The organism is Albidovulum denitrificans (genome assembly GCF_002973535.1).
In the GTDB taxonomy this organism is placed as follows: domain Bacteria; phylum Pseudomonadota; class Alphaproteobacteria; order Rhodobacterales; family Rhodobacteraceae; genus Albidovulum; species Albidovulum denitrificans.
On record NZ_PVEP01000001.1, the window covers coordinates 896,735 to 922,613 of the forward strand.

Here is a 25,879-nt window from a genome sequence, read left to right on the forward strand (position 1 = left end):
TCATGAATATCCTGACCCAACTCCGCCACAGGACCCAACGCTTCCTGCGCAACGACCGTGGCGCCATGCCGGTCGAGGGGGTTCTCGCCAGCACCTTCCTGATCTGGTGGTATATCGCCTCGTTCCAGTTCTTCGACGCCTTCCGCCAGAAGAACATCGACCAGAAGGGCGCCTATACCGTCGCCGACCTGATCTCACGCGAGACGGACGCGATCAACGCGGATTATGTCGAGGGGCTGAACACCCTTTACGACTTCCTCACCACCTCGCGCCTGCCGACGACGATCCGTGTTACCAGCGTGTTCTGGGACAATGACGAGGCCAAGAACAAGGTCGCCTGGTCCTATGGCACGGGGGAGAAGCCCGGCCTGACGACGACCGACCTTCAGGGCCTCGCGAACCGCATCCCGAACATGGCCATCGGCGACTACACCATCGTGGTGGAAACCTTCACCGCCTATGAGCCGATGTTCAACATCGGTCTGAACGCGCATTGGTTCACCAACTTCATCACCACGCGGCCGCGCTTCACGACCTGCGTCGCCTGGGACAAGGAAGACGGCTCGATCCCGGCCTGCATCTATGACACCGACATCGACCCGAGCGACAATGACAGCGACGACAACACCACCGACACGACGATCGACCCGGACACCTCTACCTGATCCGGGTTCAGTCGGCTGAACGGAATGAGCGCGCGCGCCCCGGACCCTGTTCCGGGGCGTTTTGCGTCTGCGCCCCCCCCTGCGCGGCGCTGAACAGGTCCTGTGCGGCGATGGCGCGGCCCTGTCCCTCCCCCTTGCCCCGCCCGGCGCTATATTGGGCTGAGATCATCAGGAGGAACAAAAGATGTCCATCCGTCCCGTACTCGACGCCCGCCGCGCCCAGCCGACGCTGGAAGGCGCCGGCGTCCATCTTCACCGCGCCTTCGGCTTTCACGACCCGAAGGAGCTTGATCCCTTCCTGCTCTTCGACGATTTCCGCAACGAACGGCCCGAGGATTACCTGCGCGGCTTTCCCTGGCACCCCCATCGCGGCATCGAGACCATCACCTATGTCCTCGCCGGCACCGTCGATCACGGCGACAGCCTTGGCAATGCGGGCAGCCTTGGTGCGGGCGACGTGCAGTGGATGACCGCCGGGTCGGGCATCCTGCATCAGGAGATGCCGAAGGGCAACGCGAAGGGGCAGATGCACGGCTTTCAGCTTTGGGCCAACCTGCCCGCGCATCTGAAGATGACCGCGCCGCGCTATCAGGATGTGAAGGGCGCCGACATCCCGGAAATCATCGACGATGACGGCACCCGCGTGAAGGTCATCATCGGCAGTTTCTGGGGCAGGAGCGGACCCATCGACGGCATCGCCGCAGATCCGCAATACCTCGACATCTTCGTGCCCGCCGGGGTGCGCAAGACTTTCAGGGTCGACACCTATCGCCGCGCCTTCGCCTATGTCTTCGACGGCGACGGCCGCTTTGCCGATGCCAGCCGCCCGCAAGGCGTGTTGCTGGAAAAGGAGGTGATGGGCGAGGAGGTCAATATCCGCGACCTGTCCGGCAACCGGACGCTGATCCGCTTCGGCACCGGGGATGAGGTAACGGTGCAGGCGGGGGAACGGGGGATACGGTTCCTCCTGATCTCCGGCGCGCCGCTCGAGGAACCCGTCGCCTGGCACGGCCCCATCGTGATGAACACGAAGGAAGAGATCCGGCAGGCGATGGCGGACCTGCGCAACGGGACGTTCATCCGCACCGGGCATTGAGGGCGGGGAAGGCCCGGAATCAAGGGGCGTCCGCCCCGCCGGGCCAGCGGCCGACCGCCCGCCCCCCACGCAAATAAGCGGCGCAAGGCGCCGCCGCGCATCGCCGGGCCACCCCCAGGCCCGGCGATTTGGCCGATGCCCCGCGAAACACCGATGTCGGAAGCACCAGGCTGGCATAAACTGCGATGCTGAAAGGTCGGATCGCCGTGCCGTGGCCCGACACTGCGCCCGTCAGGCCGCCACCGACTTGCGCACCATGTCCCAGTAAAGATCCCCGACGGCGGCGCGGCTCAGCCGCCCGCCCTCGCGGTACCAGGTGTTGACGCCGGTCAGCATGGCGATGATCGCCAGCGTCGCGATCTTGGTATCCGGCAGGGCGAACACCCCCGCCCCCTGCCCGTCCCGCAGGATCGTCTCAAGCCGCGTCTCATAGGTCTTGCGCAACGCCTCGATGGCGGCAAAATTCGCCGCCCCCAGATTGCGCAGTTCCATATAGGACAGGAACACCGCGTCGGGCCGTTCGAGGTTGAAGCGGATATGAAAGCGCACGAAACCTTCCAGCCGCGCGACCGGGGCGCCACCGGGATCATCCGCGTCCCAGGCGGCCAGAAGATCGTCCATATGCGCCTTCAGGAGATCGAAAAGCAGCGTCTCCTTGTCGGGCGTGTAAAGGTAAAGCGCCCCCGCCTGCACCCCCACCTCTGCCGCGATCTGGCGCATGGAGACGGCGGCAAAGCCGTGGCGCGCAAAAAGCTTCAGCGCCGCGTCACGAATGCGCGGGCCGGTGATTTCGGAATGCGATCCGGTCTTGCGGGCCATGGCGGCAGATTATCTGAACATGCGTTCAATACAATAGGCAGGCGATGGCGTCTTGCGGGCGGATGCGCGCGCTTGCTACTGTCGCCCTGCCGTTCCGAGGAGACCGAAGATGGGCCGCCTTGCCCTTTGCCTGACCGCCCTGACATCCCTTGCGGCCTGCGCGCCGCCGCCGCCCGCGCTGGTCGGCTCGACCGCGCCCGAGGTGACTTCGGCCCCCTATCCCGCGCTGGCGCCGATCGACGCGCTGCTGGCCTCGGTGCCTGCGGCCCCCGCGGCCGATCCTGCCGCGGCCACGGCGGGCCGTGCCGCAGCCCTGCGCGCCCGCGCCGCCCGGCTGCGCGCGATCCAGCCCGGCACCTGATCCGCCGCGCATTCCGTCGCGTTGCATGCCGCCGCGCAACCGGCTAACACGCGCCAGACCCCGGCGCGCGCCCGCGCCCGATGACTTTTTCGAGGAGAACCCGATGTCCGACCCCTTGCGTCTTGGCGTAGCCGGCCTTGGCACGGTTGGCATCGGCACCGTGAAGATCATCCAGCGCCACGCCGACCTGATCGCGCGGCGTGCCGGGCGCCCGGTGACGATCACCGCCGTTTCCGCCCGCGACCGGACGAAGAACCGCGATGCGGACCTCTCGGGCTTTGCCTGGGAAGAGGATGCCGTGGCGCTGGCCAGACGCGATGACGTCGATGTCTTCGTCGAACTGATGGGCGGCGCCGACGGCGTCGCGCTGGCGGCGACAAAGGCCGCCATCGACACCGGCAAGGACGTGGTCACCGCCAACAAGGCGATGCTCGCGCTGCACGGTCAGGCGCTGGCCGAAGCGGCGGAGGCCAAGGGCCATGTGATCCGCTTCGAGGCCGCCGTCGCGGGCGGCATCCCGGTCGTCAAGGCGCTGACCGAGGGGCTGGCGGGCAATGAGATCCGCCGCGTGATGGGCGTGATGAACGGCACCTGCAACTATATCCTGACGCGGATGGAGGATGCGGGCCTGCCCTATGACACCGTCTTCGAAGAGGCGCGGCAACTGGGCTATCTTGAGGCCGACCCGAACCTCGACGTCGGCGGCATCGACGCGGGCCACAAGCTTAGCCTTCTGGCCTCCATCGCCTTCGGCACCCGCGTCGCCTTTGACGCGGTAGAGCTTGAGGGGATCGGCCGCGTCTCTATCGACGACATCCGCCGCGCCGCCGACATGGGCTATCGCATCAAGCTTCTGGGCGTCGCGCAGATGACCGGCCGCGGACTTGAACAGCGCATGTCGCCCTGCCTTGTCCCCGCCGAGAGCCCGCTGGGCCAGTTGCAGGGCGGCACCAACATGGTGGTGATCGAGGGCGACAGCGTCGGCCAGATCGTCCTCAGGGGCGCGGGCGCGGGCGAAGGCCCGACTGCCAGCGCCGTCATGTCCGACGTGATCGAGATCGCGCGCGGCAGCCGTATCTCCACCTTCGGGCAACCGGCGACGGCGCTGGCCGACCCGGTTCCGGCGCGGGCCACGGCGCCTGCCTCCTACTACCTGCGCATGGGTCTGGCCGACAAGCCGGGCGCGCTGGCCAAGGTGGCGACGGTTCTGGGCGATGAAGGCATCTCCATCGACCGGATGCGGCAATACGGCCATGCCGACACCTCGGCCCCGGTCCTGATCGTGACCCATCGCACCACGCGCGAGGCGGTGGACCACGCCCTTGCCCGCCTGCCCGCGACCGGCGTCGTGATGGGTGAGCCGGTCGCGCTGAGGATCGAGGCGGTCTGAGGTCCGCACTGGTACCGTTAACCCGCTTGCCGCCCGGTGCTGCGCCCGTTATTCCGGCTTCAAGCCGGATTTGAGGAGCCCGTCATGGCCAATACGCAAGAATTTCTCGACCGCATGCTGTCGCTGGGCCTTGCCCGTGTCAGCGAGGCGGCCGCCCATGCCTCTGCCCGCCTGATCGGGCGCGGCGACGAAAAGGCCGCCGATCAGGCCGCCGTCAACGCGATGCGCGACCAGCTCAACCTGCTCGACATCAAGGGTGTCGTCGTCATCGGCGAAGGCGAACGTGACGAGGCGCCGATGCTTTACATCGGCGAACAGGTCGGCAGCGGCAACGGGCCGGAGGTGGACATCGCGCTCGACCCGCTGGAAGGCACGACGCTGACCGCCAAGGACATGCCGAATGCGCTGACCGTGATCGCCATGGCCCCGCGCGGCACCCTTCTGCACGCGCCCGACGTCTATATGGACAAGCTCGCCATCGGCCCCGGCCTGCCGGAAAACGTCGTCAGCCTTGAGATGAACCCGACCGAGCGGATCGAGGCGCTGGCCAGGGCCAAGGGCTGCACGCCGGGCGACCTGACCGTCTGCATTCTTGAACGCCCCCGGCATGAGGAGATGGTGGCCGAGGTCCGCGCGACCGGCGCCGCGATCCGCCTGATTACCGACGGCGACGTGGCCGGCGTGATCCATTGCGCGGAAAGCGAAATCACCGGCATCGACATGTATATGGGGTCCGGCGGGGCGCCGGAGGGCGTGCTGGCGGCCTCGGCCCTGAAATGCATGGGCGGGCAGATGTGGGGCCGTCTGATGTTCCGCAACGATGACGAACGCGGCCGCGCCGCCAAGGCCGGGATCACGGACCTGAACCGCATCTATGCGCGTGACGAGATGGTGACGAGCGACGTCATCTTCGCCGCGACCGGGGTCACCAACGGTTCCATCGTGCGCGGCGTGAAGCGCGAGCCGCATTTCATCGAGACAGAGACGATCCTGATGAGGTCGAAAACCGGCTCGGTGCGGCGGATGATCTACCGCAACCCGATCCGCTGAGGGGCCATGTGGGGGCGCTGCCCGTCGTCCATTGGGCTTGAACCAATGGCGCACCAATGGACAACCCCCCGGAGTATTTAGACAACGAAGAAGCAGGCGCGGAGCGTTGTTGCGGGCCGGAGCGAGGAGCAGCCATGACCGCATTCCTGGGCGTCGAGGCATCGCTGACCGGGCGCCGCTGGACCGGGCCTTCGGTCGAGGCGGAGCGGCTGTCGGAGGCGATGGCGCAGCAGACCGGCTTGCCGCTGCCTCTGGCGCGATTGCTGGCGGCGCGCGGCGTGGCGCCGGAAGAGGCCGGGCGTTTCCTCGACCCCCAGATCCGCGACCTGCTGCCCGACCCGCGCGGGCTGCGCGACATGGAGCGCGCGGCGCGGCGGTTTCTCGACGCGGTCCGGGCGCGCCAGCGGATCGCGGTCTTTGCCGATTACGACGTCGATGGCGGCGCCTCGGCGGCGCTTCTGCTGACCTGGCTGCGGGACATGGGACTGCCCGCCACGCTTTATATCCCCGACCGGATTGATGAGGGCTATGGTCCCAACGCCCCGGCGATGGCCGGGCTGGCGGCAGAGCATGACCTGATCATCTGCGTCGATTGCGGCACGCTTAGCCATGACGCGATCGCGGCAGCCGAGGGGGCGGATGTCCTTGTCCTTGACCACCACCTTGGCGGTGAAACGCTGCCCCCTGCCCTTGCCGTCGTGAACCCCAACCGGCAGGACGAAAGCGGCGATCTGGGCCATCTCTGCGCCGCCGCCGTCGTCTTCCTGATGCTGGTGGAGGCAAACCGGCAGATGCGCGAGGCAGGCGCTTCGGGGCCGGACCTGATGGCGATGCTGGACCTCGTGGCGCTGGCGACCGTGGCCGATGTCGCGCCGCTCGTCGGCGTCAACCGGGCGCTGGTGCGGCAGGGTCTGAAGATCATGGCGCGGCGCGAACGTATCGGGCTGGCCGCGCTGGCCGATGTGGCGCGGCTGGACCGGGCGCCGACGGCCTATCACCTGGGCTATGTCCTCGGGCCGCGCGTCAATGCCGGGGGCCGGATCGGCGCGCCCGACCTTGGCGCGCGGCTGCTGGCGACCGCAGACCCGCATGAGGCGGCGGCACTGGCCGAGCGGCTTGAGGTCCTGAACGCCGAACGGCGCGAGATCGAGAACCGGGTGCGCGACGCGGCCCTTCAGCAGGCCGAGGAACGCGGGCTGGACGCGCCGCTGGTCTGGGCGGCGGGCGAAGGCTGGCACCCCGGCGTCGTCGGCATCGTCGCCGCGCGGCTGAAGGAGGCGACCCACCGCCCCGCCATCGTGATCGGGCTTGACGGCGGCATCGGCAAGGGCTCTGGCCGGTCGGTCGAGGGGGTGGACCTTGGCGCGGCGATCCAGCGGCTTGCCGGTGAGGGGCTGCTTCTGAAGGGCGGCGGGCACCGGATGGCCGCCGGGCTGACGGTCGAGGGCGACAGGATCGAGGCGGCGATGGCGCGGCTGGCCGATCTCCTCGCCCGGCAGGGCGCCGGGGCCGCCGGGCCGCGCGACCTGAGGATCGACACGCTTTTGATGCCGTCCGCCGCGACGCCCGAGCTGCTTGAGCGGATCGAGGCCGCCGGCCCCTTCGGCCAGGCCGCCCCCGCCCCCCGTTTCGCCTTTGCCGGGATGGCGATCACCCAGTGCCGCCGGGTGGGCGAAAACCACCTGAAGATCGGCCTCTCGGACGGCAGCGGCCCGGCGCTGGACGGCATCGCCTTCGGCGCCTTCGACGGCCCGCTGGGGCCGCGCCTGACAGAGCATGGCGGGCGCCGGTTCCACCTTGCCGGGCGGCTGGAACTGAACCACTGGCAGGGCCGGACGCGCGTTCAGCTGCGCCTTGAAGATGCCGCCGAGGCGTAGGGAAAATCGGTGTCGAAAAACTGCAAGAATCCTCTTGCCAGTCCGCTGCGGGTGGCCTAAACACCGCCGCACGCCAAGCGTGGCCCGTTCGTCTATCGGTTAGGACGTCAGGTTTTCAACCTGAAAAGAGGGGTTCGACTCCCCTACGGGCTGCCACTTCTTCCCGCGAATTGCAGATCTGAACACCGCGTTGTTTGGCGCGGCCTTGGCGCATGGCGCGGCAAGCGCATCTTCCGGCCACTAAGGCCCCGCCCCCAAACGAAAAAAGCCGCGCCCGGAGGCGCGGCCCTGTTCCATCGGACAGGCAGATCTTACTTGATCTTGCCTTCCTTGTATTCGACATGCTCGCGCTTGACCGGGTCGTACTTCCGCACGACCATCTTTTCGGTCATGGTGCGGGCGTTCTTCTTGGTCACATAGAAGTGCCCGGTGCCCGCCGTCGAGTTCAGACGGATCTTGATCGTCGTCGGCTTCGCCATTGTCGTTCTCCACTTGCCGGGCGGCCTTGGCCACCCGCGAAATCCTTGAAGCCCGCCTTTTAACCGGGCGCCCTGCGGAGTCAACCGCAAAACCGGTGCCGGGCGCCGAAATTCCGCGCCCGGCGGGGCTTTGTCAGGCCATGCCCTGATCAATCCGCGCGCGGGTCTCGTCGCTCAGGCCCAGGGCGGTGGCAAGCTGGTTCAGATAGGCGTTCTCTTGCGGCGTATCGACCTGGATCGCCATCCGGGCGGAGGCATAGACCTGCGCCTTCATCGCGTCCCCGGTGGCCGAAGCCAGCGCCGAGACATCGACCGGCTTGTCCAGTTCCGCCTCGACAAAGGCGATCTCTTCATCGCTGGCGTCGGTCAGGTGGTCGAGGATCTTCTTGCGTTCCTCGGCGTCGATCTCGCCATCCGCCTTGGCGGCCTGGATCATGGCGCTGATCATCAGGCGGGCGTTTTCCTCCATCATGGCGTTGGCGGGCGTCCCGCCCATCATCGTCCCCATCATGTCGGTCATGGTCTTGCTGCCCGCCGCCGCCGTCGCGGTCATCGCGGAGATGAGGCTGCCAAGACCGGCCTGCCCCGCCTCGGTCGCCTGCGCGGCCTGGGTGCCAAACTTGCCCATCATGTCGCGCACGGCCTCGGCCCCGCCCGGCATGCCCATCTTCTCGGCCATCTGGCCAAGCTGGTCGCCGATGCCGCCCGGCTCACCCGACTTGCGCAGCGCGTCCTGCACGCCGTCCATGCCGCCCATCTTGCGGTATTTGTCAAAGCCCTTGGCGGCGGCGAAACCGATGGCCAGCGTGGCCAGCGTCTTGACGAAACTCATGTCGGACCTCCTGAGATGACATTTTGTCGATCATAGCGCAGGAATTGCATCCTGCATGCGAAGAATGACCTTCGGCCCGCAAAGCTACGGAAACGGGCGGAAATATGCGCGGACGGCCTGTAAGCCGGATTCTGTTCCCCCCGGACCTTGATCCGGGGTTCGATGACCATTCCTCTCGCCCCGCCGTTACCGGCGGGATCAAGCTGCCAACCCGGACCTCTCGGGCTGAAGCGTCCCTGCGGGCGGTCTCTGCGCTTGCGCGCAGACCGGCCCCCGCGCGAGGTCCCTATTTGGCATTGCTCCCGGTGGGGCTTGCCGTGCCGGTCCTGTTGCCAGTCCCGCGGTGGGCTCTTACCCCACCGTTTCACCTTTTCCCCGGACAGGCCGGGGTAGTCTCTTCTCTGTGGCGCTTTCCCTCGGGTTTCCCCGGCCGGGCGTTACCCGGCACCGCAGCTTCATGGAGTCCGGACTTTCCTCGCGCCCCGAAGGACCCGCGGTCATCCGGCCATCCGCGCGAAGGGGGAGTTAGGCGGTCAGACGGGCCACGTCAACCGGCATGGCCTGCCCATTGTATGAATGGTGGCTGTGCGTGACTGCGCCGAGGTTTGAAAAGCCGGGCATTGCCCGACCGCAGGCGGCTGTTCAGCAGCGCTTTATGGTGTGGCCCGCCTCCAACGGCTTCCGGGTTGAGGCGGTGCAATATCGCCCGCCCGCCCGGTCGGGCGATGCCCGGCGGCGCGGACCGCGCCTTGGTTCCGGGCAAGGGGAACGACCGCGAAGGGTTCAGCGGGGCAGGTTCAGGCCACACCGCCAAAGGGAAAGCGGCGGGCGAGGTCCTGGGCCATGGCGCGATCGGTTCCGTCCATGTCCCCCCTATGCCAGGGGCGAAACCTCAACCGAAAGGCCGCAAGAAGCAGATCTTCCTCCAGATCGGGATAGCCGAAACCGCGCGCGAAAGGCCCGAAGGCGGCGGGGTCCTTTGGCGCGCCCCCCTCATCGGGCCACACCGACAGCCCTTGCAGCGCCAGCCGCCGCCAGTCGAAGCGCGGGCCGGGGTCGCCCTTGCGGCCGGGCGCCATGTCGGAATGGCCGATCACGCCTTCGGGCGGGATGGCCCAGCGCGCCATGATGCCGCCAAGCAGACCCTCAAGCGCGGCCATCTGAGGCTCGGGGAAAGGGGCGTCGCCGGGATTGGCCAGTTCGATGCCGATCGAGGCGGAATTGACGTCGGTAACGTCTCCCCAGGCGCCCGCCCCGGCATGCCAGGCGCGCGCGCCCTCATCCACAAGCTGTTCAACCGTCCCGTCCGCGTCGATCAGCCAATGGGCCGAAACCTCGGCCGCCGGATCGCAAAGCCGCGCCCGCGCCTCGGCGCAACTTTGCATCGCGGTGTAGTGGATCACGATCAGGCGCGGCACCGCGCCATCCCGGCGCGGCCCGAAATTCGCTGAAGGGAAGCGGCTGCCGCCCGTCCCGGTCACCCTATTGCTTCGCCTTCTGGAACGGCGTCGGGTCCCAGTAGCAGGCAAATCCGTCGCCATCGGGATCAAGGTTCTTGGAATCGCGCTGCGGCCCGCCGGCACGCAGGAAGGCCTGCTGCGCGGCCTCGGGCGTATCATAGCGCCCGCAGTTCCGCTCAGAGCTGGAAATCGCGATGCGGGAGCGGGGATAGATCGTCTCCCCCTTCCGGTTGGGCGCGTTCAGCGCGTATTGCACCAGATCGACGGCGGCAGAGGCCGCGCCGGTGCGTTCGGGCAGGTCGGTCGGCTGGACCTGCTGATACTGCGCGCGGTTCTGTTCCATCCGCGCCTTGTCAGACGCGATGGTTTCGCGTGAGGCGACGGCGGAGAAGTCGTTTTCGTCCGAAATGCCGGTATGGCTTTGCGCCGGGGCCGCCGCGATCGCGTCCCCGGTCACCGGCGCGACCGGGTTGGCGGGCGCCACATCGGGGATGGAGGGCGACACCGCCTGCCCCATCGCGTTCAAGGGCGCGCCCACCGGCTGGCCCAGTTGGCCCTGCCCGATCCCGGCGGCGGCCAGATCGCCCGCCGTCGGCGCGCCAGAGGCGGTGGCATAGCCCGCGCCCTCCTGCACCGGCGAGGTATAGTTCGCGGGCGGCTGGACCGCCTGCGCCTGCGCGCGGCGCTCGGCGTTCAGCTGCGCCTCGCGCTGCTGGTGGTATTGGTCGTAATCGCCAAAGCCCACGCCGCCCAGCGTGTCGTTCGGCACCGGCGGCTGGCAGGCGGCCAGCGCGGCAAGGCTCAGAACCGGCAGAAACTTACGCATAAAGATCGTCCCCGTTCATTTGGCCGCGCGGATTACCACCATTTCGCCGGTCGCGCCACAAATCCCGCCGCGCGTTCGAGCACATAGGCGTGATTCAGCAACGCCCCCTCTTCCCACGGCCGCCCGATCAGTTGCAGCCCAAGCGGCAGCCCCTGCCGGTCAAGCCCGGTCGGAACCGCAACGCCCGGAAGGCCCGCAAGGTTCACCGTGACGGTGAAAACGTCGTTGAGATACATGGCGATCGGGTCAGCTTCGGCCATCTCGCCCAGACCGAAGGCGGCGGAGGGCGTCGCGGGCGTCAGGATCGCGTCGATGCCGTCGGCGAACACCGTCTCGAAATCGCGCTTGATCAGCGCGCGGACCTTGCGGGCGCGGTTGTAATAGGCGTCGTAGAACCCGGCCGACAGGACATAGGTCCCGATCATGACGCGGCGCTGCACTTCGTGGCCGAAGCCCTCGGCGCGGGTCTTTTCATACATCTCGGTGATGCCGTCGCCCTGCCCCAGCTTGGCGCGGTGGCCATAGCGCACCCCGTCATAGCGGGCGAGGTTCGACGACGCCTCGGCAGGCGCGACGACGTAATAGGCGGGCAGCGCGTATTTGGTGTGGGGCAGCGAAATATCGACGATCTCGGCACCCGCGTCCTTCAGCATCGCGGTGCCGTCGGCCCAGAGTTTCTCGATCTCGTCCGGCATCCCGTCCATGCGGTATTCGCGCGGGATGCCGATCTTCTTGCCGCGAATGTCGCCGGTCAGGGCGGCTTCGAAATCCGGCACCGGAAGGTCGGCAGAGGTCGAATCCTTCGGGTCATGGCCGCACATCGCGCCCAGCATGATCGCCGCGTCGCGCACATCCTTGGTCATCGGCCCGGCCTGATCGAGCGACGAGGCGAACGCCACGATCCCCCAGCGCGAGCAGCGCCCATAGGTCGGCTTGATCCCGGTGATGCCGGTGAAGGCGGCGGGCTGGCGGATCGAGCCGCCGGTATCGGTGCCGGTCGCACCAAGGCAAAGATCGGCGGCCACGGCCGAGGCTGACCCGCCCGAGGACCCGCCCGGCGTCAGCGCCGCGTCGTCATTGCCGCGCCGCCAGGGGTTCACGGCGTTGCCATAGCACGAGGTCTCGTTCGAGGAGCCCATCGCGAATTCGTCCATGTTCAGCTTGCCAAGCATGACCGCGCCCGCATCGACAAGCTGCTGGGATACGGTCGATTCATACTCCGGCTTGAAACCCTTGAGGATGTTCGACGCCGCCTGGCTCGGCACGCCCCTGGTGCAGAAAAGGTCCTTGATCCCGACCGGGATGCCGCACATGGCCGGTGCCTCGCCCGCCTTGATCCGCTGATCCGCCGCCGCAGCGCGGTCCCGCGCGATCTCGGGCGTCTTGTGGACAAAGGCGTTCAGCGCGCCCGCGCCGTCGATGGCACTCAGACAGGCCTCGGTCAGCTCCGCGCTCGTCACCTCGCCCTTGCGCAGCATGTCGCGCGCGGCGGCGATGGTCAGTTCGTTCAGCTTCGTCATTCGACCACCTTCGGCACGGCAAAGAACCCTTCGCGCGCGTCGGGCGCGTTCGACAGGATCTGTTTCTGGATATTGCCGTCGGTCACCACGTCCTTGCGGCGTTTCAGGCGCATCGGCGTGACCGAGGTCATCGGCTCAACGCCCTCCACATCGACCTCGTTCAATTGCTCCATGAAGGCCAGCACCGCCGAAAGCTCCCCCGCCAGCGCGGGCAGGTCCTCTTCCTTCACGGCGATCCGCGCCAGATGCGCGACCTTCCGCGCGGTCGAAATGTCGATGGACATCGGGCTATACTCCGTCCTTTGATCGGGGCAGGGTTTACCCGCGCCACGCCTTGCCCGCAAGGGCGCCGACGACAGGAGGACAAGATGAAGATCACATGGCTCGGCCATTCCGGCTTTCGCATCGAAATCGAACAGGCGGTGCTGCTGATCGACCCCTGGATGACCGGAAATCCTGTTTTTCCCGAGGGCCGCGAGGGGGAGGCCACGGCGGACGCGACCCATATCCTCCTGACCCACGGCCATGGCGATCACACCGGCGATGCCCTGGCCATCGCCAAAGACAAGGGCATTCCCGTCGCCGGGATCTATGACCTGATTTCCTTTTGGGAGGAAGGTGAGGGCATCACCGGCATCGGCTTTAACAAGGGCGGCACGATCGAGGTGAACGGGGCGAAGGTGTCGATGGTGCCGGCCCAGCATTCCTCCTCGCTCGGCGGGCCGAACGGGCCGGTCTATGCGGGGCATGAGGCGGGCTATATGATCGCGGGCGAAGGCCATACGATCTACCTCAGCGGCGACACGACGGTGATGGCCGACATGGGCTGGATGGGCGAATATTACGCCCCCGATATCGGCATCCTGTGCGCGGGCGGGCATTTCACCATGGACATGAAGATGGCGGCCTTTGCGGCGAAGAAATACTTTGCCTTCAAGACCGTGATCCCCTGCCATTACAAGACCTTCCCGATCCTCGCGCAGAATGCGGATGACCTGAAGGCCGGACTGCCCGGCGTGAACGTGATCGAGGCCGGAGTGATGGCCCCGATCACGCTTTAAGACGCAAGGGGGCGGCCCTCACAGCTCCCAATACCTTCGCCCCTGCGTCCGCGGATCAAGCCCGATGTCGCGCCGGATATGGTCGGACAGCTCCGTCTCCCGTATCCGCCGCGCCAGTGCGCGCCGCCCGGCGAGGTGGCGGACCAGCGCCAGCACCACCCGGACGGCGCCGTATTCGGCGACCAGCGCCCGGACGGCCATGGCAGGCCCCGGCAGGTCGCTCCTCAGTTCTGCGTTCATGTCGTCACATCGCCCCGGACCGGACCGGCCAAAGGCGCCCTAATCAGATGAATTGGAATGGCCTGAACCCGGCGCCGGGCCGGTGTCAGAGGTGGTTTTTCTGGAATGGATCGCGCCCGGTCAGCGCCGGTGCGCGGGTCCCTCGGTCGCGGGGCGGATCAGCAGGTAAAGGCTGATCGGTGGGACCAGAGCCACCAGGCCGCGCCAGCACCCGGACGAAGCGTCGAAAGATCATAGATGGTCATCCTGCGCCTCCTTTTCTGCGGGTGTCGGGACGGGCGCAGGAATATCGGGGGAATGACGGGATACAAAGCGCGGAATTGTACCCCCTGCCCGGCGGGGATTGTCTGTGTCGGATGCGACACAATCCCCGCGCCGGTCAGTCGCGGCGCCCGGCAAAGAAATCCTTCAAAAGCCGCGCCGCCGCGTCCGCGCCGATGCCGTCATAGACCTCGGGCGCGTGGTGACATTGCGGATGGGCGAAGACACGCGCGCCATGGGCGACGCCGCCGGATTTCGGGTCTTCCGCGCCATAGTAAAGCCGCCCGATCCGCGCGAAGGAGATGGCCGCGGCGCACATCGGACAGGGTTCCAGCGTGACGTAAAGATCATGCCCCGGCAGCCTTTCCGCCCCCGCCGCCGCACAGGCCGACCGCAGCGCCAGCACCTCGGCATGGGCCGTCGGATCGTTCAACTCCCGCGTCCGGTTGCCCGCGGCGGCAACCACCCGCCCGTCCGGCGCGACGACGACGGCCCCCACCGGCACCTCGCCGCGCGCGCCCGCCGCCCGCGCCTCGGCCAGGGCCGTTTCCATATAGCTGCGAAATCCGATCATCTTTCCGTCATGCCGTGCGTCCGGGGCGCATGCAAGCGCTTCCCTCGGCCCGCGATTGGCGCTAGAAGCGGCGCCTTGCAACAGCCGGGGACCAGACCATGAGTGAAGACCAGCCAAAGGGCGAGCGTATCGCCAAGGTCATGGCCCGTTCCGGTGTCGCCTCGCGCCGCGATGCGGAGAAGATGATCCTTGAGGGCCGGGTTTCCGTGAACGGGGTCAAGGTGGAAAGCCCCGCGCTGGATGTGCTGGACAGTGACAAGGTGACGCTGGACGGCAAGCCCATCGACGCGCCGCAGCCCGCGCGGCTTTGGCTGTATTACAAACCCGTCGGCCTTGTGACCTCGGCCAAGGACGAAAAGGGCCGCCAGACGGTCTTCGACACCATGCCGGAAGGCATGCCCAGGGTGATGAGCGTCGGTCGCCTTGACCTGACCTCCGAAGGGCTTCTCCTGCTGACCAATGACGGCGAGTTGAAGCGCAAGCTGGAACTGCCGACGACCGGCTGGCTGCGCAAGTACCGGGTGCGCGTGAACGGCCGCCCGAATGAGGCGACATTCGACCCGCTGCGCCGGGGCGTGACCATCGAGGGGGAAGAGTTTCAGCCGATGGACATCACGCTTGACAAGCAGCAGGGCGCGAATGCCTGGCTGACGGTCGGGCTGCGCGAGGGCAAGAACCGCGAAATCCGCCGCGCGATGGCCGAGGTCGGGCTGACGGTGAACCGGCTGATCCGGGTCAGCTATGGCCCGTTCCGGCTGAACAAGATGAAGCTGGGCGACGTGGTCGAGGTCAAGCAGCGGGTGCTGCGGGAACAGCTTGGCGCGCAGGATGGCGCGGGCGATGAGGCGGCGGGCGAACGGCGCCCCCGCAAGGGTCCGGGCAAGCCCGCCGGGGGCGCGAAGCCGCGCCGCGAGGGGGCCGGACCGCGCGGCCAGACGGACAAGCCGCGTTTCGCGCGGCGCGACGGCGAAGGCGACGCCCCCCGCCGCAGCGGCCCGGCACGCGACGGCGGCAAACGCTTTGGCGGCAAGCCGGAAGGCGACCGCCCCTGGCGCAAGGACCGCGACGAAGGGGACCGCCCGGCGCGGCGCGGGACGGATGAAGGCCGGGGATTTGGCCGCAAGGACCGCGCTGAGGGGGAGCGTGGGGACCGTCCGGCGCGGAAGTTCTCGCCCAAGGGCGGAGAGGATCGCGGCTACGCCCGCAAGGACCGCGCCGAGGGGGAGCGTGGCGAGCGCCCCGCCCGGCGCTTCGACGACAAGCCCGCTGGCGAACGCGGCTTCGCCCGCAAGGATCGCGCTGAGGGCGAGCGTGGCGAGCGTCCCGCGCGGCGTTTCGACGACAAACCGGCTGGCGAACGCAGCTACGGTCGCAAGCCCAGACCGGAGGGCGAGCGCGGGGACCGCCCGGCGCGGAAGTTCTCGCCCAAAGGCGGAGAGGATCGCGGCTACGCCCGCAAGGATCGCGCTGAGGGCGAGCGCAGCGACCGTCCCGCCCGGCGTTTCGACGACAAGCCCGCCGGTGAACGCGGCTACGCCCGCAAGCCCCGGCCGGAGGGGGAGCGCAGCGACCGTCCCGCGCGGAAGTTTCCGGCCAAAAGCGGAGAGGATCGCGGCTTCGCCCGCAAGGACCGCGCCGAGGGGGATCGCGACAGCCGGCCGAAGCGCCCCGCCGGGCCGCCCAAGGGGCCGCGCCGCGACAGCGGCGCGAAAGGCCCCGGCGGTCCGCGCAAGGGACCGGGCGGCGGCGCCCCCCGTGGCCCGCGCAAGGGGCCGCCGCGCAAGGGATGATCGCCCTGCCCGCGCGGAATTGGCCAGGATCCGCCGAAATTCCCCCTGCGGAAGGTCTTGGCCTTCGCGCGCCGACATGCCAGTCTTTGCCGTGTGATTTTGGGGGCGAGTGAATGACCGATAGCGGCTTGCAGAGGATCGCCTATGTGCTGCTTCTGGGCCTCATGCTTTATGTCGCGGTAACGGGGGGCGTGTGATGGCCGAGCGTTTCCGGGGCCGTTACAGCCCGGACCCCGCCAACCCGTCGGCCCCGTCGACGCGCAGGATACCCAGCGCCGCCGAAGGGCGCACGCGCTGGCTTTTCGTCTTCAGCCTGATCTTCGCGGCCAAGGCGTTCTTTCATGGCCCGGCGGACATGCTGCGCTATCTGGCGGTTTTCGCCATCCTGTTGCTGGCGACATGGCTGACCCGCGAAGGGGTGCGCGCGAAGGCCGCCTATGACGCACGGCGCAGCACCCGCAAACCCGCCTTTCCGCGCAAGATCTTCGGCAGCGTCCTGACCGGGATCGGCCTTGGCCTTGCCGCCGCCTCGACGGGCGCGGCGCTGGTGACGCCGGTCCTGATCGGGCTGGCCGGGGCGGCGCTGCATTTCGCCACCTTCGGCGCCGATCCGATGAAGAACAAGGGCATGGAGGGGATCGACACCTTCCAGCAGGACCGCGTCGCGCGTGTCGTGGCCGAGGGCGAGGGCTATCTGAAGGAGATGCGCGCGGCGGGCGCGGCGCTTGGCGACCGCAGGCTGACCGACCGGATCGACCGTTTCGCCGCCACCGCCCGCACGCTGTTCCGCACGGTCGAGGAAGACCCCCGCGACCTGACCGCCGCGCGCCGCTATCTGGGCGTCTACCTGATGGGGGCGCGTGACGCGACGATCAAGTTCGCCGACCTCTGGCGGCGCGAAAAGGACGACGCCGCGCGGTCGGACTATGAGACGCTGCTTTCCGATCTGGAAACCAACTTCGCCCAGCGCACCCGCGCGCTTTTGTCCGACAATCGCAGCGATCTTGACGTCGAAATCTCGGTCCTCAGGGATCGTCTGAAACGCGAGGGCGTTGTCCTCGATCTGCAATCCCCGCCCGAAAAGGAGCGTTCCGATGTCTGAAGCCACCCGTCAGGAAGCCGCCAAGGCCCTTGCCGCCGTCGAGGAAGTCACCGCCGTCGTCCTGCCCGAACCGGGCAATGAGGTGGTGGCGCTTGACGCCGCCCCTGCCCCGGTTGCCGAAGAAATTCGCCGCCGGATGGCGGAGCTTGACCTGTCCGACACCGGCTCCATCGTCAATTTCGGCTCTGCCGCGCAGGCGGAGTTGCAGCAGATCAGCCAGGCGATGTTGCAGGACGTGCGCAACAAGGATGTCGGCCCGGCGGGCGACAGCCTGCGCAACATCGTCACCACGATCCGGGGCTTTTCGGTATCCGAACTCGACGTGCGGCGGAAACTATCGTGGTGGGAGCGGCTTCTGGGCCGCACCGCGCCCTTCGCGAAATTCCTTGCCCGTTTCGAGGATGTTCAGGGCCAGATCGACAGGATCACCGATGACCTTCTGGGCCATGAACACAAGCTTCTGAAAGACATCAAGTCGCTGGACCTGCTTTATGACAAGACGCTGAATTTCTACGACGAACTGGCGCTTTACATCGCCGCGGGGGAAGAGAAGCTGAAGGAATTGGACGGCAAGACCATCCCGGCCAAGGAAGCCGAGGTGAAGGCCGCGCCGGAACCCGATCAGGTGATGAAGGCGCAGGAATTGCGCGACCTGCGCGCCGCGCGCGACGATCTGGAACGCCGCGTGCATGACCTGAAGCTGACCCGGCAGGTGACGATGCAGTCGCTGCCCTCGATCCGGCTGGTGCAGGAGAATGACAAAAGCCTTGTCACCAAGATCAATTCCACCCTCGTCAACACCGTGCCGCTTTGGGAAACCCAACTGGCGCAGGCGGTGACGATCCAGCGCTCTGCCGAAGCGGCGGGCGCCGTGCGTGAGGCCAATGACCTGACGAACGAACTGCTGACCGCGAACGCCAAGAACCTGCGTCAGGCGAATGAGGTCGTGCGGACGGAAATGGAACGTGGCGTCTTCGATATCGAGGCGGTGAAGACCGCCAATGCCGACCTGATCGCAACCATCGAGGACAGCCTGCGCATCGCCGACGAGGGCAAGCGCAAGCGCGCCGCCGCCGAGGAGGACCTGAAGAAGATGGAAGCCGACCTGCGCGACACGCTCGCCTCGGCCAAAGCGCGCTCCACCGGCAGCGGCGACAGCCTTGGCGGCAGCGTGCGGGGCTGAACACCGATCATGCGCAGCCCCGCCCTTTCGGCCCTGCTCCTTCCGCTCGCCCTTGCCGCCTGCATGGGCGGCGCGCCCGCGCTGCGCCCCCCCGCGCCGCCGCCCCTGCCGGACAACACCGCGCCCTCGGCCGAAATGGCGGCGGGGCGGGCCTATTACGCCAGGATCGAGGCCAACTACCTGGCCCAGGACCGGATGCGCGAGGATGGCGGCGGGCCGGATGCGCCCTTTACCACCCGCGATCTGGTGGACAACTTCCTTGCCATCGCCTTCTTTGACGAGTTCACCGAACAGGGCGGGATGCTGGTCGCGGGCGGGGGGGAAAACCTGCTGCACCGCTGGCAGGGGCCGGTGCGCGTCGGGCTGGTCTTCGGCGCCTCGGTCCCCGAAGCCGACCGCAAGGCCGACCGGGACGAAATCGCCGCCTATGTCCGGCGCCTGTCGCGCATCTCCGGCCTGCCGATGTGGATGAACGACCGCAATCCCAATCACACGGTCTTCATCCTCGGCCCCGAGGAACGGCGCGGCGCCGGGCCACTGATCCGCGCGGTGGCGCCCGAGACCTCGAAAGGCGCGATCCGGTCCGTCGAGGACATGCGGCGCGACATCTATTGCACCGCCTTCACCTTCAATTCCGGCCAAAGCCCGGTCATCGACAGCGCCGTGTCGGTCATCCGGTCGGAACTGACGCCGAAACTGCGCAGCCTCTGCGTGCATGAGGAACTGGCCCAAAGCCTTGGCCTTATCAACGACAGCCCGCGCGCGCGGCCGTCGATTTTCAACGATAACGAAGAATATGCTTTGTTGACGAAACAGGACGAGTTGATGCTGAAGATGCTCTATGACCCCCGCCTGCGCCCCGGCATGACACTGGCCGAGGCACGCCCCGTCGTCGAGGTGATCGCGGCCGAACTGATGGGGGGAGAGGTCTGATGTGGCGCTTTGCCCTTGCGCTTCTGGCAACGCCCGCCTTTGGCGGGGACATCCCCGGTGCCGCCGCCTGGCTGGCGCAGAACACCGCGCCCCCTCTCGAATTGCGCTCTGCCGGAAGCTACACCGTTTCGGGCGGCGCCATCATCGTCGCCGATCCGCTGATCTATGCGCCGCATCCGAACTGGGTCTGGATCAAGGTTCCCGACGGCAAGGCGCGGCTTTACCTGATGATCGACCCCGAGACCGACCGCGTCTCGAAGGCGGCGCTGGTCTTTTCCGATGCCGCCCCGGTCTGCGGCCATGATGAGACGACGGTCGGCGCCAGCACCGGCCTTGCCGCTTTCCTCGACCGGGCCGACGCGGCAGAGCTTGATACGACGGGGAACGAATTCGCCGACACGGGCAAGGATATCTACAACGACTGGTTCCACGAACGGATCAGCCACGCCTCTTTCAGGGGCAAGGTCCTGCCCCTGCCCAAGGGCGGCGAGGTCGCGATGACCACGACCGGCTGGGGTGACGGCGGCTATCCGGTGGCGAGCCTGTCGGACGCGAATGGCAAGATCGTCGCGGTCTATGCCGATTTCATGGGCCGCAATGCCGAAGGCACATGGCTCCTGCCCAAGGAATGCGCCAAATAGGGTCCACCAGCGGGCCGGAACAGAAGGAGTTTCACATGGGTATTCTCGATTTCCTCACCGGCGAGTTCATCGACGTCATCCACTGGACCGACGACACGCATGACACGATGGTCTGGCGGTTCGAGCGTGAGGGCCACGCGATCAAATACGGCGCCAAGCTGACCGTGCGCGAAGGTCAGGCGGCGGTCTTCGTCCACGAAGGCCAGATCGCCGACGTCTTCACCCCCGGTCTCTATATGCTTGAGACCAACAACATGCCGATCCTGACGACGCTTCAGCACTGGGATCACGGCTTCAAGTCGCCCTTCAAGTCGGAGATTTACTTCGTCAACACGACGCGCTTTACCGACCAGAAATGGGGGACCAAGAACCCGATCATGGCGCGCGATCCCGAATTCGGGCCGGTAAGGCTGCGCGCCTATGGCACCTATGTGATGCGGGTCAGCGATCCGGCGAAGTTCATTTCGGAAATCGTTGGAACGGATGGGGAATTTACCGCTGATGAGATCAGCTTCCAGATCCGCAACATCATCGTGCAGGAGTTTTCGCGCGTGATCGCCGGGTCCGGCATTCCGGTCCTCGACATGGCGGCCAACACGCTTGACCTTGGCAAGATTGTCGCCAGGGCGATCACTCCGGCGATCGGGGATTATGGCCTGACGATCCCGGAATTCTACATCGAAAACATCAGCTTGCCCGAGGTTGTTGAGGCAGCGCTGGACAAGCGGACCTCGATGGGGATCGTGGGAGACCTCAACCGCTACATGCAGTTCAACGCCGCCGAGGCGCTGGGGCGTGGCGATGGCGGCGCGGCGGGCGGCGCGATGGGCGCGGGCCTTGGCGCCGGGATCGGCATGGCGATGGGAACGCAGATGGGGCCGTGGGGACAGGTGGCGCAACCTGCCCCCGCGCCCGCCGCCGTCACCCCGCCACCACCGCCCCCGCCGCCGGTGGAAAAAGTCTGGCACATCGCCGAAAATGGCGCGGCGCAGGGACCTTACGGGCGCGGCCATCTGGGCCGGATGGTCGGCGACGGGTCGGTCACGCGCGACACGCTGGTCTGGTCGCAGGGCATGGATGGCTGGAAACCGGCAGGCGAGGTGGCAGAGCTTGCGCAGCTTTTCACCGTCGCCCCGCCGCCCCCGCCGCCAGGGGCCTGATCGCCGGACAGGCCCGCGATGCTGGACGAGACGCAAGATCACCGCTTTCCCTGCCCGCAATGCGGCGCCGACCTGCGCTTTTCGCCGGGCGAGGGAAAGCTGATCTGCGACCATTGCGGCTATAGTGAGCCGCTGACCACACCCCGCGCCGGGACCCGGCCGATCGAGGAGCTTGACCTGCGGCGCGGGCTTGAGGCCGCCCTGCCCGATGCGGAGATGGAGGTCACCCGGACCTCGCGCTGCCCCAATTGCGGCGCGGTGATCGAGTTCGACCCCGCTGTCCATTCCACCGAATGCCCGTTCTGCGCGACCCCGGTCGTGACCGGGACGGGGGAGAACCGGCATATCAAACCCAAGGGCCTCGCCCCCTTCGACATCACCGAACGCGAGGCGCGGGGCGCGATGAACCGCTGGCTCGGCTCCTTGTGGTTCGCGCCCTCGGGGTTGCAGGATTATGCCCGCAAGGGCCGCGCGATGCAGGGGGTCTATGTCCCCTACTGGACCTTCGACGCCGACACCCGGTCACGCTATTCCGGGCGGCGCGGGACGGTCTATTACGAAAGCCAACCGGTGCAGGTCCGCGACCAGCAGGGCCGCGTCAGGACCGAGATGCGGCAGGTCGCCAAGATCCGCTGGACCCCTGTTTCGGGCCGTGTCGCGCGGTTCTTCGACGATGTGCTGATCCTCGCCTCCCGCTCGCTGCCGAAATCGCATACCGACGCGCTGCTGCCCTGGGACCTGACACGGCTTGAGCCCTATCAACCCGAATTCCTCGCAGGTTTCCGGGCCGAGGGCTATACCGTCTCTCTCGAAGAAGGGCTGACCGAGGCGCGCGCCTATATGGACCGGATGATCGAACGCGACGTGCGCTTCGACATCGGCGGCGACCGGCAGGAAATCCACAATATCGACACCGAAGTGTCGGACGTGACCTTCAAGCATATCCTGCTGCCGGTCTGGACCGCCGCCTACAAGTTCCGCGGGCGGAGCTATCGGTTCGTGGTCAACGGCCAGACCGGCAAGGTGCAGGGCGAACGGCCGTGGTCGCCGTGGAAGATCACCGTCGCGGTGATCCTTGGCCTGATCGTGGCGGGGGTGGTTATCTGGCTGTCGCAGAACCCGGAATTCCAGCAGCAGTTCAATTAGGTTCGATGTCGGTGCTACGCCCAAGCCACCCTTGACCGCCCCCCTTCCCCCCCGCCAAGGTGATTGCCGGGACGGGCGGTCTGCGATATGGCATCGGCGTTATCGCTAACGGGAGGGCGAGATGATCCTGAGTTGCGGCGAAGCGCTGATCGACATGCTGCCCCGGCAATCGACCGGGGGAGAGGCCGCCTTTGCGCCCTATGCGGGCGGCGCGGTCTTTAACACCGCCATCGCGCTGGGGCGGCTTGGCGCGCCCTCGGGCTTTCTGTCGGGCCTGTCCACCGATCTTTTCGGCGAAATCCTGACCGACAGCCTGACCGCCTCGAAGGTCGACAGCAGCCTTGCGATCCGCTCCGCCCGGCCCACGACGCTGGCCTTCGTCAAGCTGGTCGACGGGCAGGCAAGCTATGCGTTCTATGACGAGAACACCGCCGGCCGCATGATCCGGCCCGAGGATATGCCCGCCCTGCCGGCCAATGTCGGCACGGTGTTTTTCGGCGGCATCAGCCTTGTCGTCGATCCCTGCGGCAGCGCCTATGAGGCGCTGATGGCGCGGGAGGCCCCCGCCCGCGTCACCATGATCGACCCCAATATCCGCCCCGGCTTCATCACCGACGAAGCGGCCTATCGCGCCCGGATCGCCCGGATGATCGCGCTGGCCGATCTGGTGAAACTGTCGGATGAGGACCTGCACTGGCTTGAGGGCAAGGGTGAGCTTTCCACCCTCGCCGCGAAGGTGCTGGATCAGGGGCCGAAGGTCGTCTTCGTGACCGAAGGCGCAACCGGCGCCCATGCCTTCACCCGCCGCGACGCGGTCTTTGTGCCTGCCCGCAAGGTCACCGTCGCCGATACGGTCGGCGCGGGCGACACTTTCAACGCGGGCGTTCTGGCGGCGCTGCACAGGGCGGGGCTTCTGGACAAGGCGGCGCTGAACGGGATCGGGGCGGCGGCGCTGACGGACGCGCTGACGCTTGGCATCCGCGCCGCCGCCGTCACCGTATCCCGCCCCGGCGCCAACCCGCCCTGGGAGGATGAGCTATGAGGGCGCTGCTGCAACGTGTCAGTTCCGCCCGCGTCAGCGTCGCGGGCCGCGTGACCGGGGAAATCGGCCCCGGCCTTCTGATCCTGATCTGCGCCATGCAGGGCGATACGGAGGCCGAGGCAGACAAGCTTGCCGCCAAGATCGTCAAGCTGCGCATCTTCAAGGATGAGGCCGACAAGATGAACCTCGCGCTGAAGGATACCGGCGGCGCGGCGCTGGTCGTCAGCCAGTTCACGCTGGCCGCCGACACCTCACGCGGGAACCGGCCCGGCTTTTCCCCCGCCGCCCCGCCGGAGGAAGGGGAACGGCTTTATCGCTACTTCTCCGACCGGCTGCGCAGCGAAGGCGTCAGGGTCGAGAATGGCGAATTCGGCGCCGACATGGATGTCGCGCTGGTCAATCAGGGGCCGGTGACGATCTGGCTGGATACCGCCGGGTGACGGCCCGTTGGGCTCCGCCCGTTCGGCGCTGAAAACGCTCCACCGGAGCGTTTTCCGGGCGCGCCTCACCCTTGTGGCGTCATCGACTTTCGCTGCCGGTCGCGCTTCAGGCCAAGCTGATGCTCGCGCCAGATGATCGCGATGCCCGCCGCCATGACCAGCGCCGCACCTTGCAGGACGACCCTGGTCGGCACCTCGGCAAAGACGAAATAGCCCACCAGAAGCGCGAGAATCATCGAGGCATATTCGAACGGCGCCACGACCGAGGCATCGGCAAAGCGGTAGGAAGAGGTCAAAAGCACCTGCCCCACCCCGCCCAGAAGCCCGGCCGCGATCAGCATCGCCGCCGTTCCCGGCGCGGGCCAGACCCAGCCGAAGGGCAGCGTCACCAGCGACACGCAGGTCGAGGTCAGCGAGAAATAAAAGACGATCGCCGTCGTCCGTTCCGCCAGCACCAGCTTGCGCACGAAGACCTGCGCCAGCGCCGAAAAGACCGCGCCGACAAGGACGATGATCGCGCCCAGGGTCTCAACCGTCCCCACCGCGCCCGATTGCAGCGCGGACAGGCGCGGCGACAGGATGATAAGGACGCCGACCATGCCCAGCCCGACGGTCGTGATGCGAAAGGCGCGCACCGCCTCGCCCAGAAACATCGCGGCGAAGATGACGGTCAGAAGCGGCGCGGCATAGCCGATCGCCGTGACCTCGGGCAGCGGCAGAAAGCCCAGCCCGGCGAAACTGCACCCCATCGCCGTCGTCCCCAGCAGGCCACGCCAGAGATGGCCCAAGGGGTTCGATGTGCGCAGCCCGTCGCCAAAGGCATGGGTCGCGTAAAGCCAGACAAGGATCACCGGGATCGCGAAGAACGACCGGAAGAACACCGCCTCACCCGGCGGCACCTCATCCGCCGTTGCCTTGATAAGCGCCGACATCGCCATGAAGAACGTGACCGAGATCAGCTTGAAGCCGATCCCCTTCATGGGCGACTGGGGGGCGCCGCTCACTCTGGCCGGACCCGCGCGGCGGTCTTGTTGGCAAAGGCCTCAAGCCGCCCGCGCGCGTCGGGCTGGGTGTTGACGATCCCGGCCACCACCGCCTCGGCATAGGCGGCATCGAGCGCGGACATGTTCTGCATGTGGCTGATGGCCGAACAGATGGCGAAGTTCGACAGCGGCGTGTTGGCGGCGGCCGCGCGGGCAAGCTCCATCGCCTTGGCCTCGCTATCCTCGACAAGGTATTGGCAGAGGCCGACCGCCATCGCCTCATCCCCCTTGTAGACGCGCCCCGTCAGCATCATGTCGATCATCCGCGCCTTGCCGACCAGATCCGCCACCCGGATCGTCGCGCCACCGCCGGTGAACAACCCGCGCTGGCCTTCGGGCAGGGCGAAATAGGTTGTGGCATCGGCCACCCGGACATGGGCGGAAGAGGCAAGCTCCAACCCGCCGCCAACAACCGCACCCTTCAAGGCGGCGATGACCGGCACCCCGCCATATTCCATCTTGTTGAACGCCTCATGCCAGCGCAGGCAAAGGTGCATGAACTCCGCCGGGCTGCGATCCTCCTTGAAATGCTCCACCAGATCGAGACCGGCGCAGAAATGCGTCCCCTCGCCCCGCAGCACCACCGCGCGCACGCCCGCCTGCGGGATCGCGGTGAAAAGGTCGACCAGCTCCCCCACCGTCTGCGCATCCAGCGCGTTGCGCTTGGCTTCGCGGTTCAGCGTCACCGTCGCGATCCCCAGATCGTCCACGTCGAGAAAAATCTGTGTCAGATCAAGGCTTTCGAGCGATTTCATGCGACCTCTCCCTCCGCTGGTGCGGGGTGAAGATGCCAGAGCGTGCCGGGGATGGAAAGCGGGGTTGCCAAGGACCTGCCCCAACGTCACACTCACGCCGCATTGACGGGCGAGGGTCCCGCAAGATTGCGCC

27 protein-coding genes, 1 tRNA gene and 1 other RNA gene are annotated in these 25,879 nt (G+C 67.3%); 17 read left to right on the forward strand and 12 right to left on the reverse strand.

Annotated elements, in window-relative coordinates:
• The first annotated feature begins 2 nt into the window (after window positions 1–2).
• On the forward strand, window positions 3–665 hold the full coding sequence (locus LX70_RS04355; RefSeq protein WP_105513263.1) for a TadE/TadG family type IV pilus assembly protein: 663 nt from the start codon (window positions 3–5) through the stop codon (window positions 663–665).
• Between the two features lie 184 nt (window positions 666–849).
• Window positions 850–1,761 carry a pirin family protein gene (locus tag LX70_RS04360; protein WP_105513264.1) on the forward strand — a complete coding sequence of 304 codons (912 nt, stop codon included), beginning with the start codon at window positions 850–852 and terminating at the stop codon, window positions 1,759–1,761.
• Window positions 1,762–1,992: 231 nt separating this feature from the next.
• On the opposite strand, the gene LX70_RS04365 is transcribed toward LX70_RS04360, so the two are convergent.
• Window positions 1,993–2,580 (reverse strand): TetR/AcrR family transcriptional regulator, encoded by a 588-nt coding sequence (locus LX70_RS04365; RefSeq protein ID WP_105513265.1) that lies wholly within the window; start codon window positions 2,578–2,580, stop codon window positions 1,993–1,995.
• Between the two features lie 109 nt (window positions 2,581–2,689).
• Between LX70_RS04365 and LX70_RS04370 the strand changes: the two genes are divergently transcribed.
• From LX70_RS04370 to LX70_RS04390, 5 genes are all read left to right on the forward strand, one after another.
• Window positions 2,690–2,941 carry a hypothetical protein gene (locus LX70_RS04370; RefSeq protein WP_105513266.1) on the forward strand — a complete coding sequence of 84 codons (252 nt, stop codon included), beginning with the start codon at window positions 2,690–2,692 and terminating at the stop codon, window positions 2,939–2,941.
• 103 nt (window positions 2,942–3,044) lie between these two features.
• Window positions 3,045–4,331, forward strand: coding sequence for a homoserine dehydrogenase (locus LX70_RS04375; RefSeq protein ID WP_105513602.1), 1,287 nt, complete (start codon window positions 3,045–3,047; stop codon window positions 4,329–4,331).
• An 84-nt stretch (window positions 4,332–4,415) separates the two neighbouring features.
• Window positions 4,416–5,381, forward strand: a complete 966-nt coding sequence (glpX, locus tag LX70_RS04380) for a class II fructose-bisphosphatase (RefSeq protein ID WP_105513267.1) — start codon at window positions 4,416–4,418, stop codon at window positions 5,379–5,381.
• Window positions 5,382–5,515: 134 nt separating this feature from the next.
• Window positions 5,516–7,258, forward strand: coding sequence for a single-stranded-DNA-specific exonuclease RecJ (recJ, locus tag LX70_RS04385; protein WP_105513268.1), 1,743 nt, complete (start codon window positions 5,516–5,518; stop codon window positions 7,256–7,258).
• Window positions 7,259–7,339: 81 nt separating this feature from the next.
• Window positions 7,340–7,414: transfer RNA gene (locus tag LX70_RS04390), tRNA-Glu, on the forward strand.
• 155 nt (window positions 7,415–7,569) lie between these two features.
• Here LX70_RS04390 and rpmG read toward each other — a convergent pair.
• From rpmG to gatC, 7 genes are all read right to left on the reverse strand, one after another.
• Complete coding sequence (gene rpmG / locus LX70_RS04395) at window positions 7,570–7,737, reverse strand: 50S ribosomal protein L33 (RefSeq protein WP_017928995.1); 168 nt, start codon at window positions 7,735–7,737, stop codon at window positions 7,570–7,572.
• A gap of 133 nt (window positions 7,738–7,870) precedes the next feature.
• Complete coding sequence (locus tag LX70_RS04400) at window positions 7,871–8,569, reverse strand: DUF533 domain-containing protein (RefSeq protein WP_105513269.1); 699 nt, start codon at window positions 8,567–8,569, stop codon at window positions 7,871–7,873.
• Between the two features lie 104 nt (window positions 8,570–8,673).
• Window positions 8,674–9,082, reverse strand: an RNA gene (gene rnpB, locus LX70_RS04405) — RNase P RNA component class A.
• A gap of 284 nt (window positions 9,083–9,366) precedes the next feature.
• On the reverse strand, window positions 9,367–9,987 hold the full coding sequence (locus LX70_RS04410; RefSeq protein ID WP_245884934.1) for an N-acetylmuramoyl-L-alanine amidase: 621 nt from the start codon (window positions 9,985–9,987) through the stop codon (window positions 9,367–9,369).
• 64 nt (window positions 9,988–10,051) lie between these two features.
• Entirely contained in the window at window positions 10,052–10,855 is an 804-nt protein-coding gene (locus tag LX70_RS04415) for a hypothetical protein (RefSeq protein WP_105513271.1), read from the reverse strand.
• A 32-nt stretch (window positions 10,856–10,887) separates the two neighbouring features.
• Entirely contained in the window at window positions 10,888–12,375 is a 1,488-nt protein-coding gene (gene gatA, locus LX70_RS04420; RefSeq protein WP_105513272.1) for an Asp-tRNA(Asn)/Glu-tRNA(Gln) amidotransferase subunit GatA, read from the reverse strand.
• Window positions 12,372–12,659, reverse strand: coding sequence for an Asp-tRNA(Asn)/Glu-tRNA(Gln) amidotransferase subunit GatC (gatC, locus tag LX70_RS04425; RefSeq protein ID WP_105513273.1), 288 nt, complete (start codon window positions 12,657–12,659; stop codon window positions 12,372–12,374). The genes gatA and gatC overlap by 4 nt, the downstream gene beginning before the upstream one ends.
• 84 nt (window positions 12,660–12,743) lie before the next feature.
• Here gatC and LX70_RS04430 point away from each other — a divergent pair, with 84 nt between their 5' ends.
• Window positions 12,744–13,436 carry a metal-dependent hydrolase gene (locus LX70_RS04430; protein ID WP_105513274.1) on the forward strand — a complete coding sequence of 231 codons (693 nt, stop codon included), beginning with the start codon at window positions 12,744–12,746 and terminating at the stop codon, window positions 13,434–13,436.
• An 18-nt stretch (window positions 13,437–13,454) separates the two neighbouring features.
• Here LX70_RS04430 and LX70_RS04435 read toward each other — a convergent pair whose 3' ends face one another.
• Both LX70_RS04435 and LX70_RS04440 read right to left on the reverse strand, forming a co-directional pair.
• Window positions 13,455–13,676, reverse strand: coding sequence for a hypothetical protein (locus LX70_RS04435; RefSeq protein ID WP_105513275.1), 222 nt, complete (start codon window positions 13,674–13,676; stop codon window positions 13,455–13,457).
• A 379-nt stretch (window positions 13,677–14,055) separates the two neighbouring features.
• Entirely contained in the window at window positions 14,056–14,508 is a 453-nt protein-coding gene (locus LX70_RS04440) for a nucleoside deaminase (RefSeq protein ID WP_105513603.1), read from the reverse strand.
• A gap of 101 nt (window positions 14,509–14,609) precedes the next feature.
• Between LX70_RS04440 and LX70_RS04445 the strand changes: the two genes are divergently transcribed.
• The 9 genes from LX70_RS04445 to dtd all read left to right on the forward strand — a co-directional run bounded on the left by LX70_RS04445 (window position 14,610) and on the right by dtd (window position 23,948).
• On the forward strand, window positions 14,610–16,301 hold the full coding sequence (locus tag LX70_RS04445; RefSeq protein ID WP_105513276.1) for a pseudouridine synthase: 1,692 nt from the start codon (window positions 14,610–14,612) through the stop codon (window positions 16,299–16,301).
• 196 nt (window positions 16,302–16,497) lie between these two features.
• The gene (locus LX70_RS04450) at window positions 16,498–17,403 is read left to right on the forward strand and encodes a 5-bromo-4-chloroindolyl phosphate hydrolysis family protein (RefSeq protein ID WP_105513277.1); all 906 of its coding nucleotides are present in this window, start codon (window positions 16,498–16,500) and stop codon (window positions 17,401–17,403) included.
• Window positions 17,396–18,586 (forward strand): toxic anion resistance protein, encoded by a 1,191-nt coding sequence (locus tag LX70_RS04455; RefSeq protein WP_105513278.1) that lies wholly within the window; start codon window positions 17,396–17,398, stop codon window positions 18,584–18,586. The genes LX70_RS04450 and LX70_RS04455 overlap by 8 nt, the downstream gene beginning before the upstream one ends.
• A gap of 9 nt (window positions 18,587–18,595) precedes the next feature.
• A complete protein-coding gene (locus tag LX70_RS04460) occupies window positions 18,596–19,519 on the forward strand; it encodes a DUF2927 domain-containing protein (protein WP_105513279.1) in 924 nt (307 codons plus the stop codon).
• Window positions 19,519–20,160 (forward strand): DUF4241 domain-containing protein, encoded by a 642-nt coding sequence (locus tag LX70_RS04465; RefSeq protein WP_105513280.1) that lies wholly within the window; start codon window positions 19,519–19,521, stop codon window positions 20,158–20,160. Before LX70_RS04460 ends, LX70_RS04465 begins: the two co-directional genes overlap by 1 nt.
• 35 nt (window positions 20,161–20,195) lie before the next feature.
• Window positions 20,196–21,320, forward strand: coding sequence for an SPFH domain-containing protein (locus LX70_RS04470; RefSeq protein ID WP_105513281.1), 1,125 nt, complete (start codon window positions 20,196–20,198; stop codon window positions 21,318–21,320).
• 18 nt (window positions 21,321–21,338) lie between these two features.
• Window positions 21,339–22,466: a TFIIB-type zinc finger domain-containing protein gene (locus LX70_RS04475; protein WP_105513282.1), complete on the forward strand. Its 1,128-nt coding sequence runs from the start codon at window positions 21,339–21,341 to the stop codon at window positions 22,464–22,466.
• Between the two features lie 121 nt (window positions 22,467–22,587).
• Window positions 22,588–23,508 (forward strand): carbohydrate kinase family protein, encoded by a 921-nt coding sequence (locus tag LX70_RS04480; RefSeq protein WP_105513283.1) that lies wholly within the window; start codon window positions 22,588–22,590, stop codon window positions 23,506–23,508.
• Window positions 23,505–23,948 (forward strand): D-aminoacyl-tRNA deacylase, encoded by a 444-nt coding sequence (gene dtd / locus LX70_RS04485; RefSeq protein WP_105513284.1) that lies wholly within the window; start codon window positions 23,505–23,507, stop codon window positions 23,946–23,948. Before LX70_RS04480 ends, dtd begins: the two co-directional genes overlap by 4 nt.
• A gap of 65 nt (window positions 23,949–24,013) precedes the next feature.
• Here the strand turns inward: dtd and LX70_RS04490 are convergent, their stop codons facing one another.
• Both LX70_RS04490 and LX70_RS04495 read right to left on the reverse strand, forming a co-directional pair.
• Window positions 24,014–24,928 carry a DMT family transporter gene (locus LX70_RS04490; protein ID WP_105513604.1) on the reverse strand — a complete coding sequence of 305 codons (915 nt, stop codon included), beginning with the start codon at window positions 24,926–24,928 and terminating at the stop codon, window positions 24,014–24,016.
• A 20-nt stretch (window positions 24,929–24,948) separates the two neighbouring features.
• Window positions 24,949–25,746 (reverse strand): crotonase/enoyl-CoA hydratase family protein, encoded by a 798-nt coding sequence (locus tag LX70_RS04495; protein WP_105513285.1) that lies wholly within the window; start codon window positions 25,744–25,746, stop codon window positions 24,949–24,951.
• Window positions 25,747–25,879 lie beyond the last annotated feature (133 nt).

Coding starts and splice junctions, on each gene's coding strand:
- dtd (WP_105513284.1), top strand. CDS start 23,505: ATGAGGGCGCTGCTGCAACGTGTCAGTTCCGCCCGCGTCAGCGTCGCG.
- glpX (WP_105513267.1), top strand. CDS start 4,416: ATGGCCAATACGCAAGAATTTCTCGACCGCATGCTGTCGCTGGGCCTT.
- gatC (WP_105513273.1), bottom strand. CDS start 12,659: ATGTCCATCGACATTTCGACCGCGCGGAAGGTCGCGCATCTGGCGCGG.
- LX70_RS04370 (WP_105513266.1), top strand. CDS start 2,690: ATGGGCCGCCTTGCCCTTTGCCTGACCGCCCTGACATCCCTTGCGGCC.
- LX70_RS04360 (WP_105513264.1), top strand. CDS start 850: ATGTCCATCCGTCCCGTACTCGACGCCCGCCGCGCCCAGCCGACGCTG.
- LX70_RS04415 (WP_105513271.1), bottom strand. CDS start 10,855: ATGCGTAAGTTTCTGCCGGTTCTGAGCCTTGCCGCGCTGGCCGCCTGC.
- LX70_RS04365 (WP_105513265.1), bottom strand. CDS start 2,580: ATGGCCCGCAAGACCGGATCGCATTCCGAAATCACCGGCCCGCGCATT.
- LX70_RS04455 (WP_105513278.1), top strand. CDS start 17,396: ATGTCTGAAGCCACCCGTCAGGAAGCCGCCAAGGCCCTTGCCGCCGTC.
- LX70_RS04465 (WP_105513280.1), top strand. CDS start 19,519: ATGTGGCGCTTTGCCCTTGCGCTTCTGGCAACGCCCGCCTTTGGCGGG.
- LX70_RS04400 (WP_105513269.1), bottom strand. CDS start 8,569: ATGAGTTTCGTCAAGACGCTGGCCACGCTGGCCATCGGTTTCGCCGCC.
- LX70_RS04480 (WP_105513283.1), top strand. CDS start 22,588: ATGATCCTGAGTTGCGGCGAAGCGCTGATCGACATGCTGCCCCGGCAA.
- rpmG (WP_017928995.1), bottom strand. CDS start 7,737: ATGGCGAAGCCGACGACGATCAAGATCCGTCTGAACTCGACGGCGGGC.
- LX70_RS04490 (WP_105513604.1), bottom strand. CDS start 24,928: ATGAAGGGGATCGGCTTCAAGCTGATCTCGGTCACGTTCTTCATGGCG.
- LX70_RS04445 (WP_105513276.1), top strand. CDS start 14,610: ATGAGTGAAGACCAGCCAAAGGGCGAGCGTATCGCCAAGGTCATGGCC.
- LX70_RS04450 (WP_105513277.1), top strand. CDS start 16,498: ATGGCCGAGCGTTTCCGGGGCCGTTACAGCCCGGACCCCGCCAACCCG.
- gatA (WP_105513272.1), bottom strand. CDS start 12,375: ATGACGAAGCTGAACGAACTGACCATCGCCGCCGCGCGCGACATGCTG.
- LX70_RS04355 (WP_105513263.1), top strand. CDS start 3: ATGAATATCCTGACCCAACTCCGCCACAGGACCCAACGCTTCCTGCGC.
- LX70_RS04430 (WP_105513274.1), top strand. CDS start 12,744: ATGAAGATCACATGGCTCGGCCATTCCGGCTTTCGCATCGAAATCGAA.
- LX70_RS04495 (WP_105513285.1), bottom strand. CDS start 25,746: ATGAAATCGCTCGAAAGCCTTGATCTGACACAGATTTTTCTCGACGTG.
- LX70_RS04470 (WP_105513281.1), top strand. CDS start 20,196: ATGGGTATTCTCGATTTCCTCACCGGCGAGTTCATCGACGTCATCCAC.
- LX70_RS04475 (WP_105513282.1), top strand. CDS start 21,339: ATGCTGGACGAGACGCAAGATCACCGCTTTCCCTGCCCGCAATGCGGC.
- LX70_RS04460 (WP_105513279.1), top strand. CDS start 18,596: ATGCGCAGCCCCGCCCTTTCGGCCCTGCTCCTTCCGCTCGCCCTTGCC.
- LX70_RS04375 (WP_105513602.1), top strand. CDS start 3,045: ATGTCCGACCCCTTGCGTCTTGGCGTAGCCGGCCTTGGCACGGTTGGC.
- recJ (WP_105513268.1), top strand. CDS start 5,516: ATGACCGCATTCCTGGGCGTCGAGGCATCGCTGACCGGGCGCCGCTGG.
- LX70_RS04435 (WP_105513275.1), bottom strand. CDS start 13,676: ATGAACGCAGAACTGAGGAGCGACCTGCCGGGGCCTGCCATGGCCGTC.